At 46.4% G+C, this 18,795-nt stretch carries 22 protein-coding genes; 3 read left to right on the plus strand and 19 right to left on the minus strand.

Features of this window, described 5'->3' with window-relative positions:
• Positions 1 to 54 precede the first annotated feature (54 nt).
• From hisIE to BLT53_RS14010, 8 genes are read right to left on the minus strand one after another with little or no spacing between them, the layout of a single operon-like run.
• Positions 55 to 738: a bifunctional phosphoribosyl-AMP cyclohydrolase/phosphoribosyl-ATP diphosphatase HisIE gene (gene hisIE / locus BLT53_RS13975; RefSeq protein WP_090235656.1), complete on the minus strand. Its 684-nt coding sequence runs from the start codon at positions 736 to 738 to the stop codon at positions 55 to 57.
• Positions 735 to 1,493, minus strand: coding sequence for an imidazole glycerol phosphate synthase subunit HisF (gene hisF, locus BLT53_RS13980; RefSeq protein ID WP_090235658.1), 759 nt, complete (start codon positions 1,491 to 1,493; stop codon positions 735 to 737). The genes hisIE and hisF overlap by 4 nt, the downstream gene beginning before the upstream one ends.
• Positions 1,494 to 2,222, minus strand: coding sequence for a 1-(5-phosphoribosyl)-5-[(5-phosphoribosylamino)methylideneamino]imidazole-4-carboxamide isomerase (gene hisA / locus BLT53_RS13985; protein WP_090235660.1), 729 nt, complete (start codon positions 2,220 to 2,222; stop codon positions 1,494 to 1,496).
• Positions 2,219 to 2,854, minus strand: coding sequence for an imidazole glycerol phosphate synthase subunit HisH (gene hisH / locus BLT53_RS13990; protein WP_090235661.1), 636 nt, complete (start codon positions 2,852 to 2,854; stop codon positions 2,219 to 2,221). Before hisH ends, hisA begins: the two co-directional genes overlap by 4 nt.
• Positions 2,854 to 3,444, minus strand: a complete 591-nt coding sequence (gene hisB, locus BLT53_RS13995; protein WP_090235664.1) for an imidazoleglycerol-phosphate dehydratase HisB — start codon at positions 3,442 to 3,444, stop codon at positions 2,854 to 2,856. The genes hisH and hisB overlap by 1 nt, the downstream gene beginning before the upstream one ends.
• Entirely contained in the window at positions 3,437 to 4,717 is a 1,281-nt protein-coding gene (gene hisD, locus BLT53_RS14000) for a histidinol dehydrogenase (protein ID WP_090235666.1), read from the minus strand. Before hisD ends, hisB begins: the two co-directional genes overlap by 8 nt.
• Positions 4,714 to 5,358, minus strand: coding sequence for an ATP phosphoribosyltransferase (hisG, locus tag BLT53_RS14005; RefSeq protein ID WP_090235668.1), 645 nt, complete (start codon positions 5,356 to 5,358; stop codon positions 4,714 to 4,716). Before hisG ends, hisD begins: the two co-directional genes overlap by 4 nt.
• Positions 5,355 to 6,536, minus strand: coding sequence for an ATP phosphoribosyltransferase regulatory subunit (locus tag BLT53_RS14010; RefSeq protein ID WP_090235670.1), 1,182 nt, complete (start codon positions 6,534 to 6,536; stop codon positions 5,355 to 5,357). Before BLT53_RS14010 ends, hisG begins: the two co-directional genes overlap by 4 nt.
• 216 nt (positions 6,537 to 6,752) lie before the next feature.
• On the opposite strand from BLT53_RS14010, the gene cax reads away from it, so the two are divergent.
• The gene (gene cax, locus BLT53_RS14015) at positions 6,753 to 7,811 is read left to right on the plus strand and encodes a calcium/proton exchanger (protein WP_170834407.1); all 1,059 of its coding nucleotides are present in this window, start codon (positions 6,753 to 6,755) and stop codon (positions 7,809 to 7,811) included.
• Positions 7,812 to 7,863: 52 nt separating this feature from the next.
• Here cax and BLT53_RS14020 read toward each other — a convergent pair whose 3' ends face one another.
• Positions 7,864 to 8,007 carry a zinc ribbon domain-containing protein gene (locus BLT53_RS14020; protein ID WP_090235673.1) on the minus strand — a complete coding sequence of 48 codons (144 nt, stop codon included), beginning with the start codon at positions 8,005 to 8,007 and terminating at the stop codon, positions 7,864 to 7,866.
• A 151-nt stretch (positions 8,008 to 8,158) separates the two neighbouring features.
• Here BLT53_RS14020 and BLT53_RS14025 point away from each other — a divergent pair, with 151 nt between their 5' ends.
• On the plus strand, positions 8,159 to 9,169 hold the full coding sequence (locus BLT53_RS14025; protein ID WP_090235675.1) for a peroxiredoxin family protein: 1,011 nt from the start codon (positions 8,159 to 8,161) through the stop codon (positions 9,167 to 9,169).
• 99 nt (positions 9,170 to 9,268) lie between these two features.
• Here BLT53_RS14025 and BLT53_RS14030 read toward each other — a convergent pair whose 3' ends face one another.
• The 9 genes from BLT53_RS14030 to BLT53_RS14070 all read right to left on the minus strand — a co-directional run bounded on the left by BLT53_RS14030 (position 9,269) and on the right by BLT53_RS14070 (position 15,443).
• On the minus strand, positions 9,269 to 9,850 hold the full coding sequence (locus tag BLT53_RS14030) for a hypothetical protein (protein WP_090235676.1): 582 nt from the start codon (positions 9,848 to 9,850) through the stop codon (positions 9,269 to 9,271).
• Positions 9,851 to 9,937: 87 nt separating this feature from the next.
• A complete protein-coding gene (locus BLT53_RS14035; protein WP_090235677.1) occupies positions 9,938 to 10,453 on the minus strand; it encodes an acyltransferase in 516 nt (171 codons plus the stop codon).
• Position 10,454: 1 nt separating this feature from the next.
• Positions 10,455 to 11,096 (minus strand): pyrophosphatase PpaX, encoded by a 642-nt coding sequence (ppaX, locus tag BLT53_RS14040; RefSeq protein ID WP_090235679.1) that lies wholly within the window; start codon positions 11,094 to 11,096, stop codon positions 10,455 to 10,457.
• A gap of 22 nt (positions 11,097 to 11,118) precedes the next feature.
• Entirely contained in the window at positions 11,119 to 11,934 is an 816-nt protein-coding gene (gene lgt / locus BLT53_RS14045; protein ID WP_090235680.1) for a prolipoprotein diacylglyceryl transferase, read from the minus strand.
• A 35-nt stretch (positions 11,935 to 11,969) separates the two neighbouring features.
• Positions 11,970 to 12,905, minus strand: a complete 936-nt coding sequence (gene hprK, locus BLT53_RS14050; protein WP_090235681.1) for an HPr(Ser) kinase/phosphatase — start codon at positions 12,903 to 12,905, stop codon at positions 11,970 to 11,972.
• Between the two features lie 76 nt (positions 12,906 to 12,981).
• The gene (locus BLT53_RS14055; RefSeq protein ID WP_090235682.1) at positions 12,982 to 13,512 is read right to left on the minus strand and encodes a GNAT family N-acetyltransferase; all 531 of its coding nucleotides are present in this window, start codon (positions 13,510 to 13,512) and stop codon (positions 12,982 to 12,984) included.
• A 54-nt stretch (positions 13,513 to 13,566) separates the two neighbouring features.
• Entirely contained in the window at positions 13,567 to 13,941 is a 375-nt protein-coding gene (locus BLT53_RS14060; protein ID WP_061971970.1) for a phage holin family protein, read from the minus strand.
• Between the two features lie 34 nt (positions 13,942 to 13,975).
• Entirely contained in the window at positions 13,976 to 15,043 is a 1,068-nt protein-coding gene (locus BLT53_RS14065; RefSeq protein WP_090235683.1) for a DUF4097 family beta strand repeat-containing protein, read from the minus strand.
• A gap of 97 nt (positions 15,044 to 15,140) precedes the next feature.
• A complete protein-coding gene (locus BLT53_RS14070) occupies positions 15,141 to 15,443 on the minus strand; it encodes a hypothetical protein (protein ID WP_090235685.1) in 303 nt (100 codons plus the stop codon).
• Positions 15,444 to 15,656: 213 nt separating this feature from the next.
• Here BLT53_RS14070 and BLT53_RS14075 point away from each other — a divergent pair, with 213 nt between their 5' ends.
• The gene (locus tag BLT53_RS14075) at positions 15,657 to 15,860 is read left to right on the plus strand and encodes a hypothetical protein (RefSeq protein WP_090235686.1); all 204 of its coding nucleotides are present in this window, start codon (positions 15,657 to 15,659) and stop codon (positions 15,858 to 15,860) included.
• 49 nt (positions 15,861 to 15,909) lie between these two features.
• Here BLT53_RS14075 and uvrA read toward each other — a convergent pair whose 3' ends face one another.
• Complete coding sequence (gene uvrA, locus BLT53_RS14080; protein WP_425284684.1) at positions 15,910 to 18,786, minus strand: excinuclease ABC subunit UvrA; 2,877 nt, start codon at positions 18,784 to 18,786, stop codon at positions 15,910 to 15,912.
• Between the last annotated feature and the right edge of the window lie 9 nt (positions 18,787 to 18,795).

Here is an 18,795-nt window from a genome sequence, read left to right on the forward strand (position 1 = left end):
CATCACTCCACAAAAAAGACCCCCGAATCATCCCCGGCGGTCTTGCTAACACTCTTATTTACGGTCTTTCGATGTATGGCGTTCCTCTAAAACTCCCAAAACTTCAGCAAACGGCAGTTTTTGTTCCTGCAGAAGTACAAGAAGGTGATAAATCAAATCGGCCGCTTCCCATTTCAGCTCTTCTTTATCGCGGTTTTTTGCAGCAATGATGACTTCTGACGCTTCTTCTCCCACTTTTTTCAGTATCTTATCCACGCCTTTATCAAACAGATAGGTCGTGTAGGCCCCTTCTGGCATTTCCCGTTCGCGCTCGGCAATAAGTCCCTCCAGCACATTTAAAATATCCTGCGGTTTTCCTTGGCTTCCCTCTTTACCAGGAACGATATCGCCATAAGAAGTTTTCCCGCTCGTTTCTCCCTCAGAATGGTCGGCAGCACCAAAACAGCTCTCGGCACCGGTATGGCAGGCCGGTCCCTTCGGATCCACAAACACTACCAGGGCATCCTGATCACAATCCACATGGATATCAATCACTTTTTGAGTATTACCCGATGTTTCCCCTTTATGCCAAAGCATTTGGCGGGAACGGCTATAAAATACCGTCTCACCGATCTCCAGCGTTTTTTTCAGTGACTCTTCATTCATATAAGCAAGGGTCAATACGTTTTTTGTCCTCGCGTCCTGGACAATAGCAGGGATCAATCCTTTTTCATCAAACGTAATGGAAGACAGGTTCATCGGATCACGACTCCTTTATCTTTTAGATCTTTCTTTACTTCCCGCACCGAGGTTTCCTTATAATGAAAAATACTTGCGGCCAAAGCAGCATCCGCTTTTCCATCTGTAAAAGCTTCATAAAAATGATTGGCGTTTCCGGCTCCGCCTGAAGCGATGACAGGCACGGTTACCGCCTCGCTGACGGCTTTGGTCAGAGCAAGATTAAACCCGGTTTTTTCCCCGTCCTGATCCATGCTTGTCAACAGGATTTCACCGGCTCCGCGCTTCACGGCTTCCCGGGCCCAATCGGTCACTTCCCAATCGGTCGGCTTGCGTCCGCCATGCGTGTACACTCTCCAGGAATCCAGGCTATCATCATACTTGGCATCAATGGCCGTAACGATACACTGGGAACCAAAATAGTCCGCCCCTTCTGTAATTAGCTCGGGACGCAGCAAGGCTGCTGTATTTACCGACACCTTATCTGCTCCGGCCCGAAGAACTCGTTTCATGTCCTCGAGCGAATTGATGCCTCCTCCGACTGTAAAAGGGATGGCCAGCTGGCTCGCTACCCGTTCCACCACGTCAATCATCGTCTGGCGTCCTTCATGTGAAGCTGAAATATCCAGAAAAACCAGCTCATCGGCGCCTTCTTTGTCATAAAAAGCCGCAAGCTCCACAGGGTCACCTGCATCAAGCAAATTCAAAAACTGAATTCCTTTTACCACCCGGCCTTCTTTTACATCCAGGCAGGGAATGATTCGTTTTGTCAGCATTTATTTCACCTTCTCCAATGCTTCCTGCAGTGTAAACCGTCCTGTGTAAAGAGCCTTTCCAATAATGGCACCACCGATGCCGCGGTGATCTGCCTTTAAGGCAGCCAGGTCATCAAGAGAACTTACACCACCTGAAGCAATAACATTTTTACCGGTTAATCCAGCGATCTCCCCGATGGCTTCCGTATTTGGCCCTTTTAGTGTACCGTCTTTGGAGATATCCGTGAAAATAAACGTCTCAGCGCCTTCATTCCCGAGCTTTTCCGCCAGCTCGGACGCTTTGATCTCTGAGGTGTTCAGCCAGCCTTCTGTAGCAACATAGCCGTTACGCGCATCAATTCCGATGGCGATCTGGCTTCCATACTTCCTGAGCATTTTAATAACAAATTCAGGATTCGAAATGGCGGCACTTCCCAGAATCACCCGGTTTACGCCTTCCTTCAGGTAAAAAGCGACATCTTCTTCATTGCGGATGCCCCCGCCGATTTGCACCGACACATCAAGTTCATTAGCCACCCTGACCACATGCTGATGATTGACCCGTTCTCCTGCTTTCGCGCCATCCAGGTCGACCATGTGAATCCACTTGGCTCCCGCTTCTGCAAATTGTTTTGCCATTTCAAATGGAGAATCTCCGTATACGGTCTCCTGGTTGTAATCTCCCTGCAGCAGCCTTACGCATTTTCCGCCGCGCATGTCAATTGCAGGGTACAAGCTAAATTCGCTCATGCCTTTGCCCCCTCTGCCAGATTGCAAAAATTACTTAAGATTGTCATGCCGACTTCCGAGCTTTTTTCCGGATGAAACTGTGTGCCGAAAATGTTATTCATGCCGACGACAGCTGGTACAGCCCTGTCCCCGTAGTGCGCCTCGGCAATCACGGTTTGGGGATCATCGCTTTGAACCACATACGAATGAACAAAGTAAACAAAACCTTCCTCAAGGTTTACAAGAAGAGGAGAACTGCGGTTGTATTGCAGTTTGTTCCATCCCATATGAGGCACTTTGTATGCTTCTCCATCATCCGTAACGCCTGAAAACCGTTCAACTCTGCCTGGCAGAAGTCCCAGTCCTGTTGTGAGTCCATTTTCTTCGCTCTCTTCAAATAACAACTGCATACCAAGACATATACCCAGAAGCGGTTTTCCGGCTGCCGCTTCTTCTTTTATAAAATCGGTAAGGCCTGTACCATTCAGAATCAGCATGGCATCCTTAAACGATCCGACGCCTGGCAAAAGAAGCTTATCCGCTTTGGCCAGCTCTTCTTTTTTATCGGACAGAAAATAGGGCTGCTCCAGCCGTTTGAGCGCTGAGCTTACTGAATGAAGATTCCCCATTCCATAATCAATAATGCCGATCATTACAACATCCCCTTTGTGGAAGGAACACCCTTCACCCTCGGGTCGATGAGGGTTGCTTCATCCAGTGCCTTGGCAAACGCTTTGAAAACTGCTTCGATCATATGGTGCGTATTGGTGCCATAGTGAACAATCACGTGAAGATTCATTCGTGCTTCAAGCGCCAGTTTCCAAAAGAATTCATGTACAAGCTCAGTATCAAATGTTCCTACCTTTTGGGAAGGAAACTCTGCCCGGAATTCCAAATGCGGGCGGTTGCTTAAATCGATGGCAACTTGTGCAAGGGTTTCATCCATTGGCACAAACGCGTTGCCATAGCGCTTGATCCCCATCTTATCTCCCAGCGCTTCTTTAATCGCAGTTCCCAGGCAGATCCCCACATCCTCCGTCGTATGATGGTCATCAATTTCGGTATCGCCAGTGGCATTTACCGTTAAATTAAAAAGCCCATGGCGGGCAAAGCCGTCGAGCATATGGTTTAAAAACGGAACAGGTGTATCAATTGATGCCTGTCCGTCTCCATCGATATTAAATGAAAGGGCAATTTGTGTTTCTTTTGTATTGCGTTCGATTGAATACGTCCGGTTACTCATGTTCATGTTCCCCCAGTCTTTTCTCTACTGCCCGGGCATGTGCTTCCAAACCCTCAAGCCGGGCAAAGGCTGCAATTTTTTTTGCGTTTTCCTGTATGGCGCTCTCACTGTACATAATGATGCTTGATTTTTTTGTAAAATCATCTACATTGAGAGGCGAGGAAAAGCGGGCCGTTCCGCTCGTCGGCAATACATGGTTGCTTCCGGCAAAGTAATCTCCTACGGGCTCTGACGAATTAGGCCCAAGAAAGATAGCCCCGGCATGTTTGATTTTCCCTAAAAGCTCCATTGGATGCTCTGTCATGACTTCCAAATGCTCGGGCGCGATTTCGTTTATGACGTCCACCCCTTGGCTCAGGCTGTCTACCAGATAGATCGCTCCGTACGTTTCAATCGATTCCCGGGCAATCTCTTGTCTTGGCAACGTTTTGAGCTGTAATTTCACTTGCTCCGCCACCTGGTTTGCCAGTTTTTCAGAAGTGGTAACCAAAACGGCTGCTGCACGCGGATCATGCTCAGCCTGTGACAGTAAATCGGCAGCCACATAAACCGGACTGGCAGTTTCATCGGCCAGCACGGCAATCTCACTCGGTCCTGCAATCATGTCAATATCCACTGTGCCGAAGACTTCCCGTTTCGCCAATGCTACATATACATTTCCCGGGCCGACGATTTTATCCACCTTATGAATGGTTTCTGTACCGTAGGCAAGCGCGCCAATCGCTTGGGCACCGCCAGCTTTATAAATCGCGCTGATCCCGCTTTCTCTGGCGGCAACGAGGACACCAGCCGGAAGCTTTCCGTCCTTTCCTGGAGGGGAAACAAGTACGATCCGCCCGACTCCAGCTACCTTCGCGGGGATGACACCCATAAGCACCGAGGATGGATAGGCTGCCGTTCCGCCTGGCACATACACGCCGACTGAATCAAGCGGGGTTAATTTTTGTCCAAGCAGTGTTCCGTCTTCTTTCGTAATAAACCAGGACTGCTTCTTCTGCTGAACATGATATTCTTCAATATTCTTTGCCGCTTCCTTTATAATGGCAATCATTTCGTCATCGACTTCACTATAGGCCTGCTCGATCTCTTTTTCCGTTACTTCCAGCTCACTCAGCAGAACCTTGTCAAATTTCTCGGTAAGTTCGTATAATGCCGCATCCCCCTGTTCACGTACTTTGTTTAAGATGCTCTTTACGGCTTTCAGCTGGGCTTCTGAGTTCTGATCAATATTTCGTTTCAAGTTGTTTAGATTTGTTGCCCGTTCAATTCTCACTTGATCTCCTCCTTGCTCTCCACCACTTTGCTTAAACGCTTGACCAGTTCGTCGATTACGCCAGCCTTCATGCGGTAGCTTGCAGGATTTACAATAATCCGGGAAGTAATCTCCCTGATTTTCTCCAGCTCAACCAATCCGTTTTCCTTTAATGTTCTACCGGTGGATACAATATCCACAATTCTGTCAGCCAGTCCAATCAGTGGAGCGAGCTCGATGGAGCCGTTTAATTTAATAATTTCCACCTGTTCGCCTTGTTCCCGGAAATAGTGGGCTGCCACATTCGGATATTTCGTGGCAATTTTCGGGGCGACGGAATGCTCCTTCTGCTCCGGGAGACCAGCCACCGCCAGGTAGCAGTCACTGATTTTCAGATCAAGAACCTCATACACGTCCCTTTCTTCTTCCAGCATGACGTCTTTTCCTGCGATCCCGACATCCGCCACACCGTGTTCCACGTAGGTTGGGACATCCATCGGCTTGGCCAGGATAAAACGCATACCAGCCTCTTCGATCTCAATGATCAGCTTTCTTGAATCCTCGAACTCGGGAGGCAGCGGATAGCCAGCCTGGCGCAACAATTCTACTGCTTCCTGAAAAATACGGCCTTTGGGCATCGCCACTGTAAGTAAACTGCTCATTGTGCCCCTCCTTTCTCGCTTTTACCGATGACATAAATCACTTCTTGAAACCGGCCGCTGTATTCATCCACATTACCTACACCCGATATATCCTGAACCACGACTGAACGTCCCTGTTCCCGAAGTTCCCGAGATTTGGCAATGGCTTCTTTTCGGTTTTCCGCACTAAAGATGATGCATGACCGTGAAGCGGATGGTTCCTTTGCACTGAGTGCCTCAAGGAGGTAATCCAGCCGGATGCCAAACCCGATCGCCTGGGCACTTCGCCCGAACTCGCCCAAGAGCTGATCATATCGTCCTCCACTGCATAGCGGGAATCCCAGTTCATTGGTATACCCTTCAAAAACAATTCCTGTATAGTAGCTCATATGGCTGAATAACGTGAAATCAAGGACGATCTTATCCTGCACACCATACAGCTCAAGAATGTTAAAAAGTTCTCTTAGATCACTGATCGCTTTTCTTCCTCCAACTGCGGTTAAATCCTCAGCCAGCTTCAGTACTTCCTCTCCTCCGCGGAGATGAAGTAGATCCAGCAGTCGTTTTTTATCAATCGAGGATAAAGGAAGGCTCTTCACATGGCTGGCATAGCCCACATAATTTTTTTCATATAAATAACGTAACAATTCTTCAGCACGGTCTTCGTTTCCAAGAATTTCAACAAAAAGCTCATTCAAAAAACCAATATGGCCAACAGCCACTTTAAACTCCTGCAATCCTGCCTTCGAAAGCGTAGATACCATCAGTGCAATCACTTCGGCATCCGCACTTGAAGTACCGTCTCCGATCAATTCAACCCCAACCTGTTCAAACTCCGCCGGACGTCCGCCCTCCCGCTGTTGGGATCGGAACACCGCTGAATCATATGCCAGCCGGATCGGATAGGAAACATCTTTCATGGAGGAAGAAACAACACGCGCTATCGGAGCCGTCATATCCGGTCTCAGTACGAGTGTCTTCCCTTCTGAATCCAGTAATTTGAAAAGCTGCTGATCCAGTATGGCGGAAGCTTCACCCACCGTATCGTAATATTCGAGTGTAGGGGTTTGGATGAATTGGTATCCCCATTCACGGATTTCCTGTTCCATTACGGTTCGAACCTGTTGCTTTACTTGATATAAAACAGGAAGTGTATCCCTCATTCCCATTGGCTTTTCAAAAACAAATGGCTTCGACATCGACTCACACCTTCGCTTATGCTTTAGTTCGCTAATATACTACCGAGGTAAATTATACGTTGTAGTCTACACTTCTTTCTGCGGTTCGTCAACATCCCACTCTTTAACCCTATTGCATGCATTCTTTTAAAAGCGGTAAAATACGTTACAGAAGATAAAAAGAGGGAATAATGCTACAGGATCATTAAAAATTATGATAAAGGAGCTTACTCTGTGATCAACCGAATATTTTTTATATTAATTTTAGCTGGCATTCCTTTGTCTGTGGCAGCGGCCTTGCTCCACTGGCCGGCCGTAATCTCGTTCGTTCTTTATTGTGTCACGATTATAGCCCTGGCCTCTTATATGGGGAGGGCAACGGAAAGTTTGGCAATCGTGGTTGGACCGCGGATCGGTGGACTGCTTAATGCTACCTTTGGAAACGCAGTTGAACTGATAATTTCCATTTTCGCCTTAAAAGCCGGCCTGGTTTCTGTAGTGCTCGCTTCCCTGACCGGTTCTGTACTTGGAAACCTTTTGCTGGTGGGAGGGTTATCCTTCTTTATTGGCGGGCTCAAGTTCAAGCGGCAGAGGTTCAATGTTCATGATGCCCAGCACAATGCAGGTCTGATGATCTTTGCTATCGTCGTCGCTTTTGTATTCCCTGAAGTCTTCTCCATGACACTAAATGATCAGGAATCATTTACTCTCAGTATCTGGGTTTCTGCCATTATGATCGTTCTCTATCTCGCTGCTCTATACTTTAAACTCGTCACACATCGCGGAGTTTATGCCTATGACGAAGAAAAAGGAGAAAATGAGGAGCAAGAAACGGCGGAATGGACCAAGTCAAAATCCATCCTTGTTCTGGGACTTGCCACACTGGCTGTTGCATACATATCCGAGAACCTTGTCCATACCTTTGAAGAGGTAGGCGAGACGCTCGGCTGGAGTGAAATCTTTATCGGTATCATCATTGTTGCTATCGTGGGTAATGCGGCAGAGCATGCCTCTGCCGTGATGATGGCCTATAAAAACAAAGTGGGCGTCACAGTCGAGATTGCCGTTGGTTCCACCCTTCAGATTGCCATGTTTGTCGCACCCGTTCTGGTACTGGTTTCCGTATTTTTCGAAAAACAAATGTCCCTTGTATTTTCGATGCCGGAACTGGTATCCATGGTCCTGGCCGTCTTTTTAACCATTTCCCTGACAAATGACGGAGACACCAACTGGTTTGAAGGATTGACCCTGCTTGCTGCCTATATGATTATGGGCGTGGGATTTTATCTGCTGTAACAAGACAAAAAGGAAAAGCTTCAGCACATGCCCTCTTTGTGCTGAAGCTTTTTTATCCACAGAAAAGATCCGGAATCGTTCCAGGCTGACCTTTCTTTCCTTCCAGAATGGATGGATTGTACACTTCAACATACCCGCAGTTCTCACACGAAACCAATAATGATTTTGCTGGAACCAAGCTCTTTGTTTTGCAGATGCCCTGGCCGCACTTTACACATTTAACCTTTCACGAATTTTGTTTTCTACAATGCCCACTGACTTTCCTCCCAACCAAATGTCATAACATACTTGTCCTTTATTGCGTATATGGTAATACTAGACGTACGCAGTGAAGGAGGAGACAGATTTTGAAAAACTATATTCAATGGGGAACCCTGCATTTGGATGTACAAACAGGCTGTTTGCTGGTTTCCTTTCTGGCCGCCTTTGGTACCGTTTATCTAAAGCAAAGAATAAACCAAGTTAAAATGGAGGAATGGCAACTCACATGGAATGCGGTCCTGTTGCTGATTTTCGTATGGAAAATCAGCTATTTCATGCTGCACCCTTTCCTGTCCATCAAACATCCCGTCTATCTGCTCTATTTTTCTGGGGGCAAACCGGGTATCCTGATCGGAGCAGCCGCAGCACTTATTTATGTATTCATTCAGCTTTCTCGATCTTCTCTTTCGCTTTCCGCCCTTTTACATATTCTCTGTCTGGTGGGATGTTCCTTTTTCCTCCTGTACGGAATCCTTCAAGCCTTTCTCGTAAAAGATGCAGTTGCTTCTCTATTCTGTTTGGTATCATCAGGTATACTGACTGTCTTTATAGGCAGAAAAAAAATCCGCCTTGTTCCAATCTATGCTGTCTTGGTTTTAATGCTGGGCTTGAGCAGTTCACCCTTTTTTTGGCTAAAGAGTGATGAAGCAAAAGGTAAAGCGGCAGCCGTTTCAACCACCGGTATTAAACAAGGAGATGTTCCTCCTGATTTCATGCTGAAAACATTGGATGGCCGGAAGGTGACCCTGCTGCAGTTTAAAGGAAAAACCGTATTTTTAAACTTTTGGGCGAGCTGGTGCCCTCCCTGCCAGGCAGAAATGCCGGAAATGGAGCGTTTTTATAAAGAGAACAGCCAAAAACCAATTGAAATTTTATCGGTTCATCTTACATCTGAAGATTCTGTGCAGGCCGCACGCGCCTTTGCCAATAAACACAAGCTGACGTTTCCCATTCTCCTCGACGAGACAGGTGAAGTGAGTAAAAGGTTTCATGTGGTGACGCTTCCGACCACGTTTGTCATTAGTCCCCAAGGCCGAATCGTTCAGCAACACATCGGACCATTGAACCGGGAGATGATGGAGTCCTTAATGGAATAATTCATTGTAAAACAAAAACCCCAACGCCTCCTCTGAGGCGTTGGGGTTAAATTAGGACCCAGCCGCCTCCTCTGAGGCGTTGGGTTTTGTTATAATCTTCTATTGTTTTCTGCGCATGCGTTTCTTTTTAACAAAACGGGCGGCAAAATTCTTTACCTCATACTCGCGGCAGAGCAGGTAAAAGCGATGGTGATGCCCGTCTTTCATCTCCGAAAGCTCACAATTCAGGTGCTCATTGAGTTCGGTGCGGGAAACACTGACGGTATACTTTTTTCCATGGTTAGGAATTTCAATCGTTATATGGTTAAGGAAATGGAGTTCTTTTAGCAAGTAAACGGTGGAATCCAGGAGGAGCTGACAGACGGCTTCCTCTGACCCCAGATAATGCAGGTAATCTTCTTTTGTATGAGAAGTCTGAGGAACGAACTTTCGATAGGATGTATAATCGCCAAAATAATACACGCTGGCTTTATCGTCATGAAGTTCATAATGCTTCACAAACGAGCTTCCTTTTAATTTGGAAACTGCAGCACGGAAACGGTAAGCATCCCTTGTCGCAAGATGTTCTGTATTGTTGCTCGCCTGGGCTGCAGGATGCTGGCTCACGCTGCACTCATCCATTAAATGCCCAACTTTGAATGTATCTCTGACAAAAAAAATAGAAAAAGATTTCCGGTTCAAGTTACTTCCCTCCTGCTTACCGAGTTGTCTTACTTTAAGTATACTCCTATCGTTCATAAAACCCAATAGCCGAAAGCACGACAAAATTCAACTTTTTTCCCGCTCGCGGCCTTCACGTTCTTCTTTCGTATAAATCATCTGCATTGGATTTCCCCCAACAAAGGCACCCGCAGGTACATCCTTGTGGACAAGCGTTCCAGCGGACACGATCGCTCCATCCCCAATGGAGACACCAGGCAAAATGGTGCTGTTCGCTCCGATCATGACTTCATCCCCAATGTGTACATCTCCGAGACGATACTCGGAAATGAGGTATTCATGAGCAAGGATGGTCGTGTTGTAGCCGATAACGGAATTTCTCCCAATGGTTATCCGTTCCGGAAACATGATATCCATCATTACCATCAGAGCAACTGCCGTGTCCTCACCCACCTTCATGCCCAAAAAGGTCCTGTACATCCAGTTTTTCACCGGAAGAAAAGGAGTATAGCGGGCGATTTGGATGGCCATAAAATTCTTTGCCACCTTCCAAAATGGAACGGTAGTGTAAATTTGATAGAGCGAATTTTTGCCTTGGACTGGATACCGTTCCGTTTTTCTCACGTTATCTCTCTCCTAATATCGTAAGCAGATCTGTCATGTGATCCAGCATATAGTCAGGAGAGAACTCCTCAAGGTATTCCCTTCCTCGTATAGTCCACGAAACACCGGCGGTTTTTGTCCCGGCATTTTTCCCGGCCAAAATATCATATTTGCTGTCACCTACCATGATGGCTTCCTCCGGTTTGGCGTTCAGCAGCGCAAGCGCTTTTTCCACCGGTTCCGCATCAGGCTTAGCGCGTTCTACATCATCAAGCGTTACAATGGTTTCAAAGTACTTGTCCAGTCCGACAATCTTCAGTCCAAGATTAACAGAATTCCTCATTTTAGTCGTAACGATTCCTAATTTATATCCATTTTTGTGGAGGGATTCAATCGTTTCAATCACACCTTCAAATTCGGTCACCAGTTCTTCATGATGTGAAAGATTATGATCCTTATAGGTTTCGATCAGTTCCTTCACCTGGTTTTTGTCGAAATGCTCCATCGTTTCGGTCAATGGCATTCCCATGAGAGGTATGATATGTTCCCTGTTGTATTGTTCAGGAAAGAATTTATCAAGCGTGTGAAGATAGGATGCGATAATCAACTCGTTCGTGTTGATCAGTGTCCCATCCAAATCAAAAAGTGCAGTATTGATTTTCATAATGTGTCAGATTCCTTTCTTGTTATCCTTCGAGATAGCGCTTCTCTGCCAATCCGGTTTTGCGGCGATACACAATGAGAATGATGGACAGGGCAATTAAAACGAGGGAGATGACTTGTGCAATCCGAAGGTTCGAAGTGAGCATCAAGCTGTCTGTACGCATGCCTTCCACAAAATAACGGCCAATGGAATACCAGATGACATAACTGAAAAAGAGTTCTCCCCTTTTCAGGTTGACCCGCCTGAGCAGCATCAGAATGACAAACCCGGCAAGATCCCATAACGATTCATACAAAAACGTAGGATGATAATAGACGCCATTTATGTACATTTGGTTCACAATAAAATCGGGCAGATGAAGTGTATTTTCCAAAAAGCTGCGGCTCACCTCACGCCCATGAGCTTCTTGGTTCATAAAATTGCCCCAGCGTCCGATTCCCTGTCCGAGAATAATACTGGGAGCCGCGATATCGGCGAGCTTCCAAAAGGAAATGCCACGCAATTTTGAAAAGATAAACGCGGTTAAAAACGAACCGATAAGTGCTCCATGAATAGCGATTCCGCCTTCCCAAATGGCAATGATCTTTCCAGGATGCTTGCTGTAGAAATCCCATTCAAATAACACATAGTAAATTCTTGCGCAAATAATTGCGATCGGAACCGCCCACATGACAACATCCACAAACGTATCTTTTCCAAGCCCTCGTCTTTCCGACTCTCTAACGGCAATCCACAGTCCCAGCAGGGCACCTAAACCGATAATCACACCATACCAATACACAGTTATCGGCCCCAGCTCAAAGGCAACACGGTCGATTGGTTGAATACTTGAATCCACGGTTCCACTTCCTTTTGCTTTCTTATTCTGATATATTACAATTCGATATCGTCACCTGAAGCAATGGCATCAGTTAATCGGTCATTAAATTGTTTGGCCGCATTCATCCCCATTCGCTTCAAGCGGAAGTTCATGGCAGCCACTTCTATAATAACAGCAAGGTTTCGTCCGGGGCGGACAGGAACCGTTAAAATGGGAACTTCTGTTTCCAGAATTTTCATCGTTTCTTCTTCCAGCCCGAGCCGGTCGTAAACCTTTTTAGAGTCCCAGGTTTCAAGATTAATAATCAGGGAAATCTTTTTGTAGTTGCGGACGGCTCCGGCTCCGAACAGGGTCATCACATTAATGATTCCCAGTCCCCGGATCTCCAGAAGATGCTGAATCAGCTCAGGTGCACTGCCGACCAGTGTCTCTTCGTCTTCCTGGCGGATTTCGACCGAATCATCAGCGACCAGACGATGGCCCCGCTTGACAAGTTCGAGTGCCGTCTCACTTTTACCTACCCCGCTGTCCCCTTTTATCAGGACACCGATTCCATATATATCAACAAGAACACCATGGACAGCTGTCATTGGCGCCAGTCTGCTTTCCAGGTAGTTGGTCAGTCTGCTCGACAGCCGGGTCGTTGTCATTTTCGTGCGCATAATTGGAACGCCTGTCCCGTGTGAAGCGATAAGAAGTTCTTTTGGGACCTCCATTTCACGGGAGATGATAATTCCCGGTGTTTCATCCGTGCACAGCTGCTCCATCCGCTCTCTTCGGATCTGCGGCGGCAGCTCACTGATAAAGGTTAGTTCCGTTTTACCCAAAAGCTGAAGGCGCTCTGCCGGATAATATGTAAAATATCCAGCCATCTCCAGGCCCGGCCGGGAAATATCGCTAGTGGTGATGGTTCTGTGAACGCCTTCTTCCCCGCTGACCAGTTCAAGCTGAAACTTATCGATCAACTCTTTTGTATGTACTTTTGCCATAGTATCCTCCTAGTTCTTGCATTCCTTTTTATTGTAACACTATCATCGATACAGAAACAAAACACAATTTACAGGGTTATTCGCAAGTAAATGCTTCCCATAAGGTTAGCGGCTGGCCGGTTGCATAAACACGTGTACGGCTTCCATTAAAAAATACTGTTTTTTCATAGACCATGCCCAGCTTTTTCACCACCGCAATGGAGGCTGCATTTTTGGGATGGATCAATGAGATGAGTCTGCTTTGGTGAAGCTGTGATTTTCCGTATGACATAAAAAAACCAGCTGCTTCAGAAGCATACCCCTTTCCCCAGAATGGCTTTTTAAGCCAGTAGCCAATTTCTGTTTCTTTTCGTCCTTCCACAGTCTGAGGAATGAGACCTGCATGTCCGATGGGTTCCCCGGTTTCTTTCAAAATGATTACAAACAGCCCCATTCCGTTTTTATACCCCGGAAGAATCCAGTTCTCCAAACTGCGGTCCGCTTCCTTTTTCGTTTTGGTTAGTCCCTTGCCTATGTAACGGACAATATCCGGCTGTCCCCACATGGAAGCATAGAATTCATCGTCCTCTTTGGTGTACGCTCGATAGATCAGCCTTTGCGACTCCATGTTTCCCCTCCTTTTTACAGCAGGAACGTATTGTATCTTCTAAAAAAAGCGCCCCTAGCTGGAACGCTTCCTTTTTTGCATCGGTTCAATAATGAAGTTTTGGATCAGCAAATTCAATATTGAAATGATAATCGCGGCCAGAAAAGCAGCACCAAATCCGTCAATTTCAAAGCTTGATCCCATCACTTCAGCCGTAAGCATTAAAAGAACCGCATTAATGACAATCAAAAATAGCCCGAAAGACAAAACCGTTACAGGAAGTGTCAATAAAACCAATACGGGCTTGATAAAGAGGTTGAAGATGGAGAGGATAATACTGGCCAACAGGGCCGCCCCTGCACCCTCCAGCTTAAACGGTTCATAATAGCCCGCTACCACCATTAGGACGACGGTGTTAACAAGCAAAGAGATGATCCAATTCATAAACATTTACCGCACTTCACTTTCTTTCGGAATAATCTAATCAGCCTTCCTGCTTTGCCTTGAGTACAGCAATGGAGCCTGTCTTCGCCTCGGCTTCCATCCGGTAGGCTGGTTCACTTCCCTTATTTGCAATAAAACGGAGAAACTTCTTCGTGACTTCCTTTTTTTGTTCCAGCACTTCCATACCGTCAAAGTCGCTGACAAGTCCGCCAACATAGGTTTTGAGGCTTGCCTCTACTTCAAGAGATGCCGGTAACTCTGCTTCTATTTTACCCGTCACTGTTTTTAAAGATGCATACCCTGAAGCGGGTGTGTCTAAACGGTAATAAATGGATCCGTTTATGGTCTCAATCCGGATTTGCTCTGCTTTTCCGTTCAGCCGGACTGGGCCATTCATTGTTTCTGCAATGAGATCCTTCCAATTGCTTTCTTTTAGCGTAATACTGCCATTTGAAGCTTCCGCTTTTAATTTATCGCCACCGCACCGGTTTACAAACAGGGATCCTATAGTAGATTTCAATTCCAGATGGCGGCTCTGACAATCACTGGTTTTGATTCCGCCGTTGAATGTCACACACTTGATCTCGTGATAGTGCTTTTTTGGAATAGAAACAACAGCATTCACTTTTTGATGTTTATTTCTCGCATAGAAACGAAGCCGTGTGGCATCGCAGTCATAGAAGGTTTCATTGCGGAATTTCGTTTTTGCTGCTGTCCCTTCCGGAATTTTATACACTTCCGCTTCGCATTCAATTTGAACATCATTTCGTTCCCACGGTACAAGGGTGATAGAACCATTATAAATTTCTATATCAATGTCCTCAAACATAACATGCCGGTCTTCAAAAATATAATGGACATCCTCATGAGGACCAAAATTCAGATCAAAGTCTGCCGTCTTGATCCGCTTAACCACCCGGTTGAAGAACTTCCCCACTTTAAACCCTTGGGAAGGTGCCTTTTTATGGTCTTTGTTTTTTTTGCCCAATGTCCCCGAAGGCAGCGCAAACGTTTTTTTATGATTAACTGCAAGCAATAATTTTTCAGCTTCCTCCACTGATATTTTGCCTTCGTTAAGCATGTTTAAAATCATTTTTCGCTCTTCCATATACCTTGACGCCTCCTTCAAAGTTTAAAAACCGGCGCCGGCTGTTTCTGGATGAAGGGTTCTTTTCTGTTCCAGTCGGTGGGTACCGCACTACCTTTTATGCTTTTAAGGTTTTTATTCCCTGAACAATATTCCATGCCATAATTACGAGTGAACTCAGGCCAAACAGAATGGCGCATACCACAATGGATGTGATGCTGAATTCGGTTTCGGCCACAATAATGATGCTTAATGGAATAGCAATGACCGGAAAAAGATGCGAGAGAAACGAACGCTTTGCATGTCCCATGACCTCTTGATCCTGCACGGCTAAATAAATGACGACAGGAAATAAAAACGGGGCAAAAAACATGCTGAAATAACAAAGAGATGACAAAATACGATTTAAATTTGAACTCATGCTGCATTTCCTCCTGGTTTACTGCTCCAATGAAAAGGATTACCTTTTGTAATTCTACCAAAGAAAAAGACATCCTTTTAAAAATAAGGTGAGGATTTGTTTTTTTCCCTTATTATAAGCTATCTTAGAAGAGGATATTTGTTTTTGCCCCCCCACAGTTTTTATGGGTAAGTGGCTCCCCAGCTAAAAAGGGAAATCATAATGGAGGATAACATGTTTTCAACCGAAAAAGGAATTAAATTTTTTACGATTTTTTTAACCGTGCTTATGGCGGCAGGAATTGTATATAGTGCGTTTTCCGACACAGGAGCCGGCTATTCTGCTGGTGAACGGATTCTGGCTGCCCTGGTCGGCAGTTTGATCGTCCTTTTAATCAACTTTCTTATATACAAGCTATTACTATTTCTAAAAAAATAGAAGAGCTCTGCGAGGATTTTCTCGCAGGCTCTTCTTTTTTAGCCTCGGCTTATTTTGTTACTGATTCTTTTTGTTTCAGCAATGCTTCCATCCGCTTTTTATCCCGTTTTATAATCGGCGCCAAATAGCGGCCGGTATGAGATTCGGGAACCTCGGCAAGCTTTTCGGGCGTTCCTGCACCCACAAGGGTACCGCCTTTATCTCCGCCTTCCGGTCCGAGGTCAATTAAGTAGTCACATTGTTTAATAACATCCAGATTATGCTCGATTACAACCACGGAATCTCCATTATCCACAAGGCGCTGAAGCACCTTGAGCAAACGTGAAATGTCATCAACGTGCAGTCCTGTTGTCGGCTCATCAAGAATATAGATCGTTTTTCCAGTTGAACGCTTATGAAGCTGGGAAGCAAGCTTCACCCGCTGCGCTTCTCCACCGGAAAGGGTGGTCGCGGACTGGCCCAGCTTGATGTATCCTAATCCAACATCAAGAATGGTGGACAGTTTGCGGTTGATCTTTGGAATGTTGGCGAAGAATTCAACCCCTTCTTCCACTGTCATATCCAGAATATCCGCAATATTTTTTCCTTTGTATTTCACTTCCAGCGTTTCACGGTTATAGCGTTTTCCGTGGCACACTTCACATGGCACATAAACATCCGGAAGGAAGTGCATCTCGATTTTAATGATTCCATCCCCGCGGCATGCTTCACAGCGCCCGCCTTTTACGTTGAAGCTGAATCGGCCTTTTTTGTAACCGCGAACCTTTGCTTCGTTGGAAGAGGCAAATACATCACGGATGTCATCGAACACACCCGTATAGGTCGCCGGATTGGAACGGGGAGTTCGACCGATCGGGGACTGGTCGATATCAATGACCTTGTCAATATGCTCCAGCCCTTTGATTTCCTTGTGCTGTCCCGGTTTTACTTTCGCTTTATGAAGTTTCTGGGCCAGTGCCTTATGAAGAATTTCATTAACGAGCGTACTTTTTCCCGAACCAGAAACCCCGGTTACGCCGGTAAAGAGCCCCAATGGAATTTTTACTTTAACGTTTTTTAGATTGTTTTCGGTAGCTCCCACAATTTCTATGTTCCGTCCGTCCGGCTTCCTTCTTTGGGACGGCAGCGGAATAAACCGTTTGCCTGACAGATACTGCCCGGTCAGGGAGTTTGGATCATCCATAATTTCATTCGGCGAGCCCTGTGCCGTAATCGTTCCGCCGTGGGCACCTGCTCCGGGGCCAATATCGATAATGTAATCGGCCGCCAGCATGGTGTCTTCATCATGCTCGACAACAATCAGCGTATTTCCGAGACTTCTCATCTCTTCAAGCGTACGGATCAGCCGGTCGTTGTCCCGCTGATGAAGTCCGATGGACGGTTCATCCAGAATGTACAAAACGCCCATCAGCCTTGAGCCCACCTGTGTGGCCAGGCGGATTCGCTGAGCCTCCCCACCGGACAACGTTCCTGCTGCACGGTTCAGGGACAGATAATCAAGGCCGACATTGACGAGGAATCCGATCCGGTCAACAATCTCTCGAAGAATAAGACGAGCGATTGCGCGTTCTTTATTGGTAAGATCGAGGTTCTCGAAAAATTCTTTGGCTTCAGTTACGGACAGCGCGGTCGCTTCACCTATATGCTGACCGTTAATTAACACAGCCAGCGCCTCTTTTTTCAAACGGTACCCTTTGCAGGTCGGACATGCTTTTTGGCCCATGTAGCCTTCCATCTGCTCACGGATGTAATCAGAGCCTGTCTCTTTGTAACGGCGTTCTACGTTCGCCAGTACTCCTTCAAAGTAGATATCGCTCGTTTTAACCTGCCCAAAATCATTTTTATAGCGGAACCGGATACGCTCCGTATCGCTGCCATATAAAATTTTATCAAGCTGATCTTTTGGCAGGTCCTTTACGGGAATATCCATATCGATTCCAAAGTGGCTGCACACGCTTTTTAGAAGCTGCGGATAATATTGTGAACTTACCGGTGCCCATGGTGCAATGGCATTCTCATTTAACGTCAGGTCCCAGTCCGGAATAACGAGTTCCGGATCCACCTCCAGTTTCATTCCGAGTCCGTCGCATGACGGGCAGGCTCCGAAAGGACTGTTGAAGGAAAATAACCTTGGCTCCAGTTCCCCAATGGAGAATCCGCAATACGGACAAGCATGGTTTTGAGAGAACAAAAGCTCTTCTTCTCCCATGACATCCACCGTAACCGTTCCGCCTGCCAAATTTAATGCCGTCTCAAGCGAATCCGCCAGACGGGTGGAGATTCCTTCCTTCACCACAATACGGTCGACGACCACATCAATAGAATGCTTCTTATTCTTCTCGAGCTTGATGTCTTCGCTGACATCCAAAAGTTCTCCATCCACTCGAACACGAACATAGCCCTGTTTCTTGATATCCTCAAGAATTTTGACATGCTCCCCTTTCCGCCCGGAAACGACCGGAGCTAAAATTTGAAGCTTGGTGCGTTCAGGATATTCAAGAATGCGGTCAACCATCTGCTCAATGGTCTGTGAGGTAATCTCAATTCCATGATTGGGACAGACCGGCCGCCCGATCCTGGCAAAGAGAAGCCGTAAATAATCATAAATCTCTGTGACCGTTCCTACCGTGGAACGGGGGTTTCTGCTTGTGGTTTTCTGGTCGATGGAAATGGCGGGAGAAAGCCCCTCAATGGAGTCAACATCCGGCTTATCCATCTGCCCCAGGAACTGCCTCGCGTAAGCCGAAAGGGACTCGACATAGCGCCGCTGTCCCTCGGCATAAATGGTATCAAAAGCAAGCGAGGATTTCCCCGATCCAGACAATCCCGTCAGAACCACGAGTTTGTCACGGGGAATCGTAATATCTATATTTTTCAGGTTATGGGCGCGGGCACCCTTAACCGTAATGTTTTGATTCGTAGACACTTGTTATCA

The organism is Fictibacillus solisalsi (genome assembly GCF_900103485.1).
GTDB classification, from domain to species: Bacteria; Bacillota; Bacilli; order Bacillales; family Fictibacillaceae; genus Fictibacillus_C; species Fictibacillus_C solisalsi.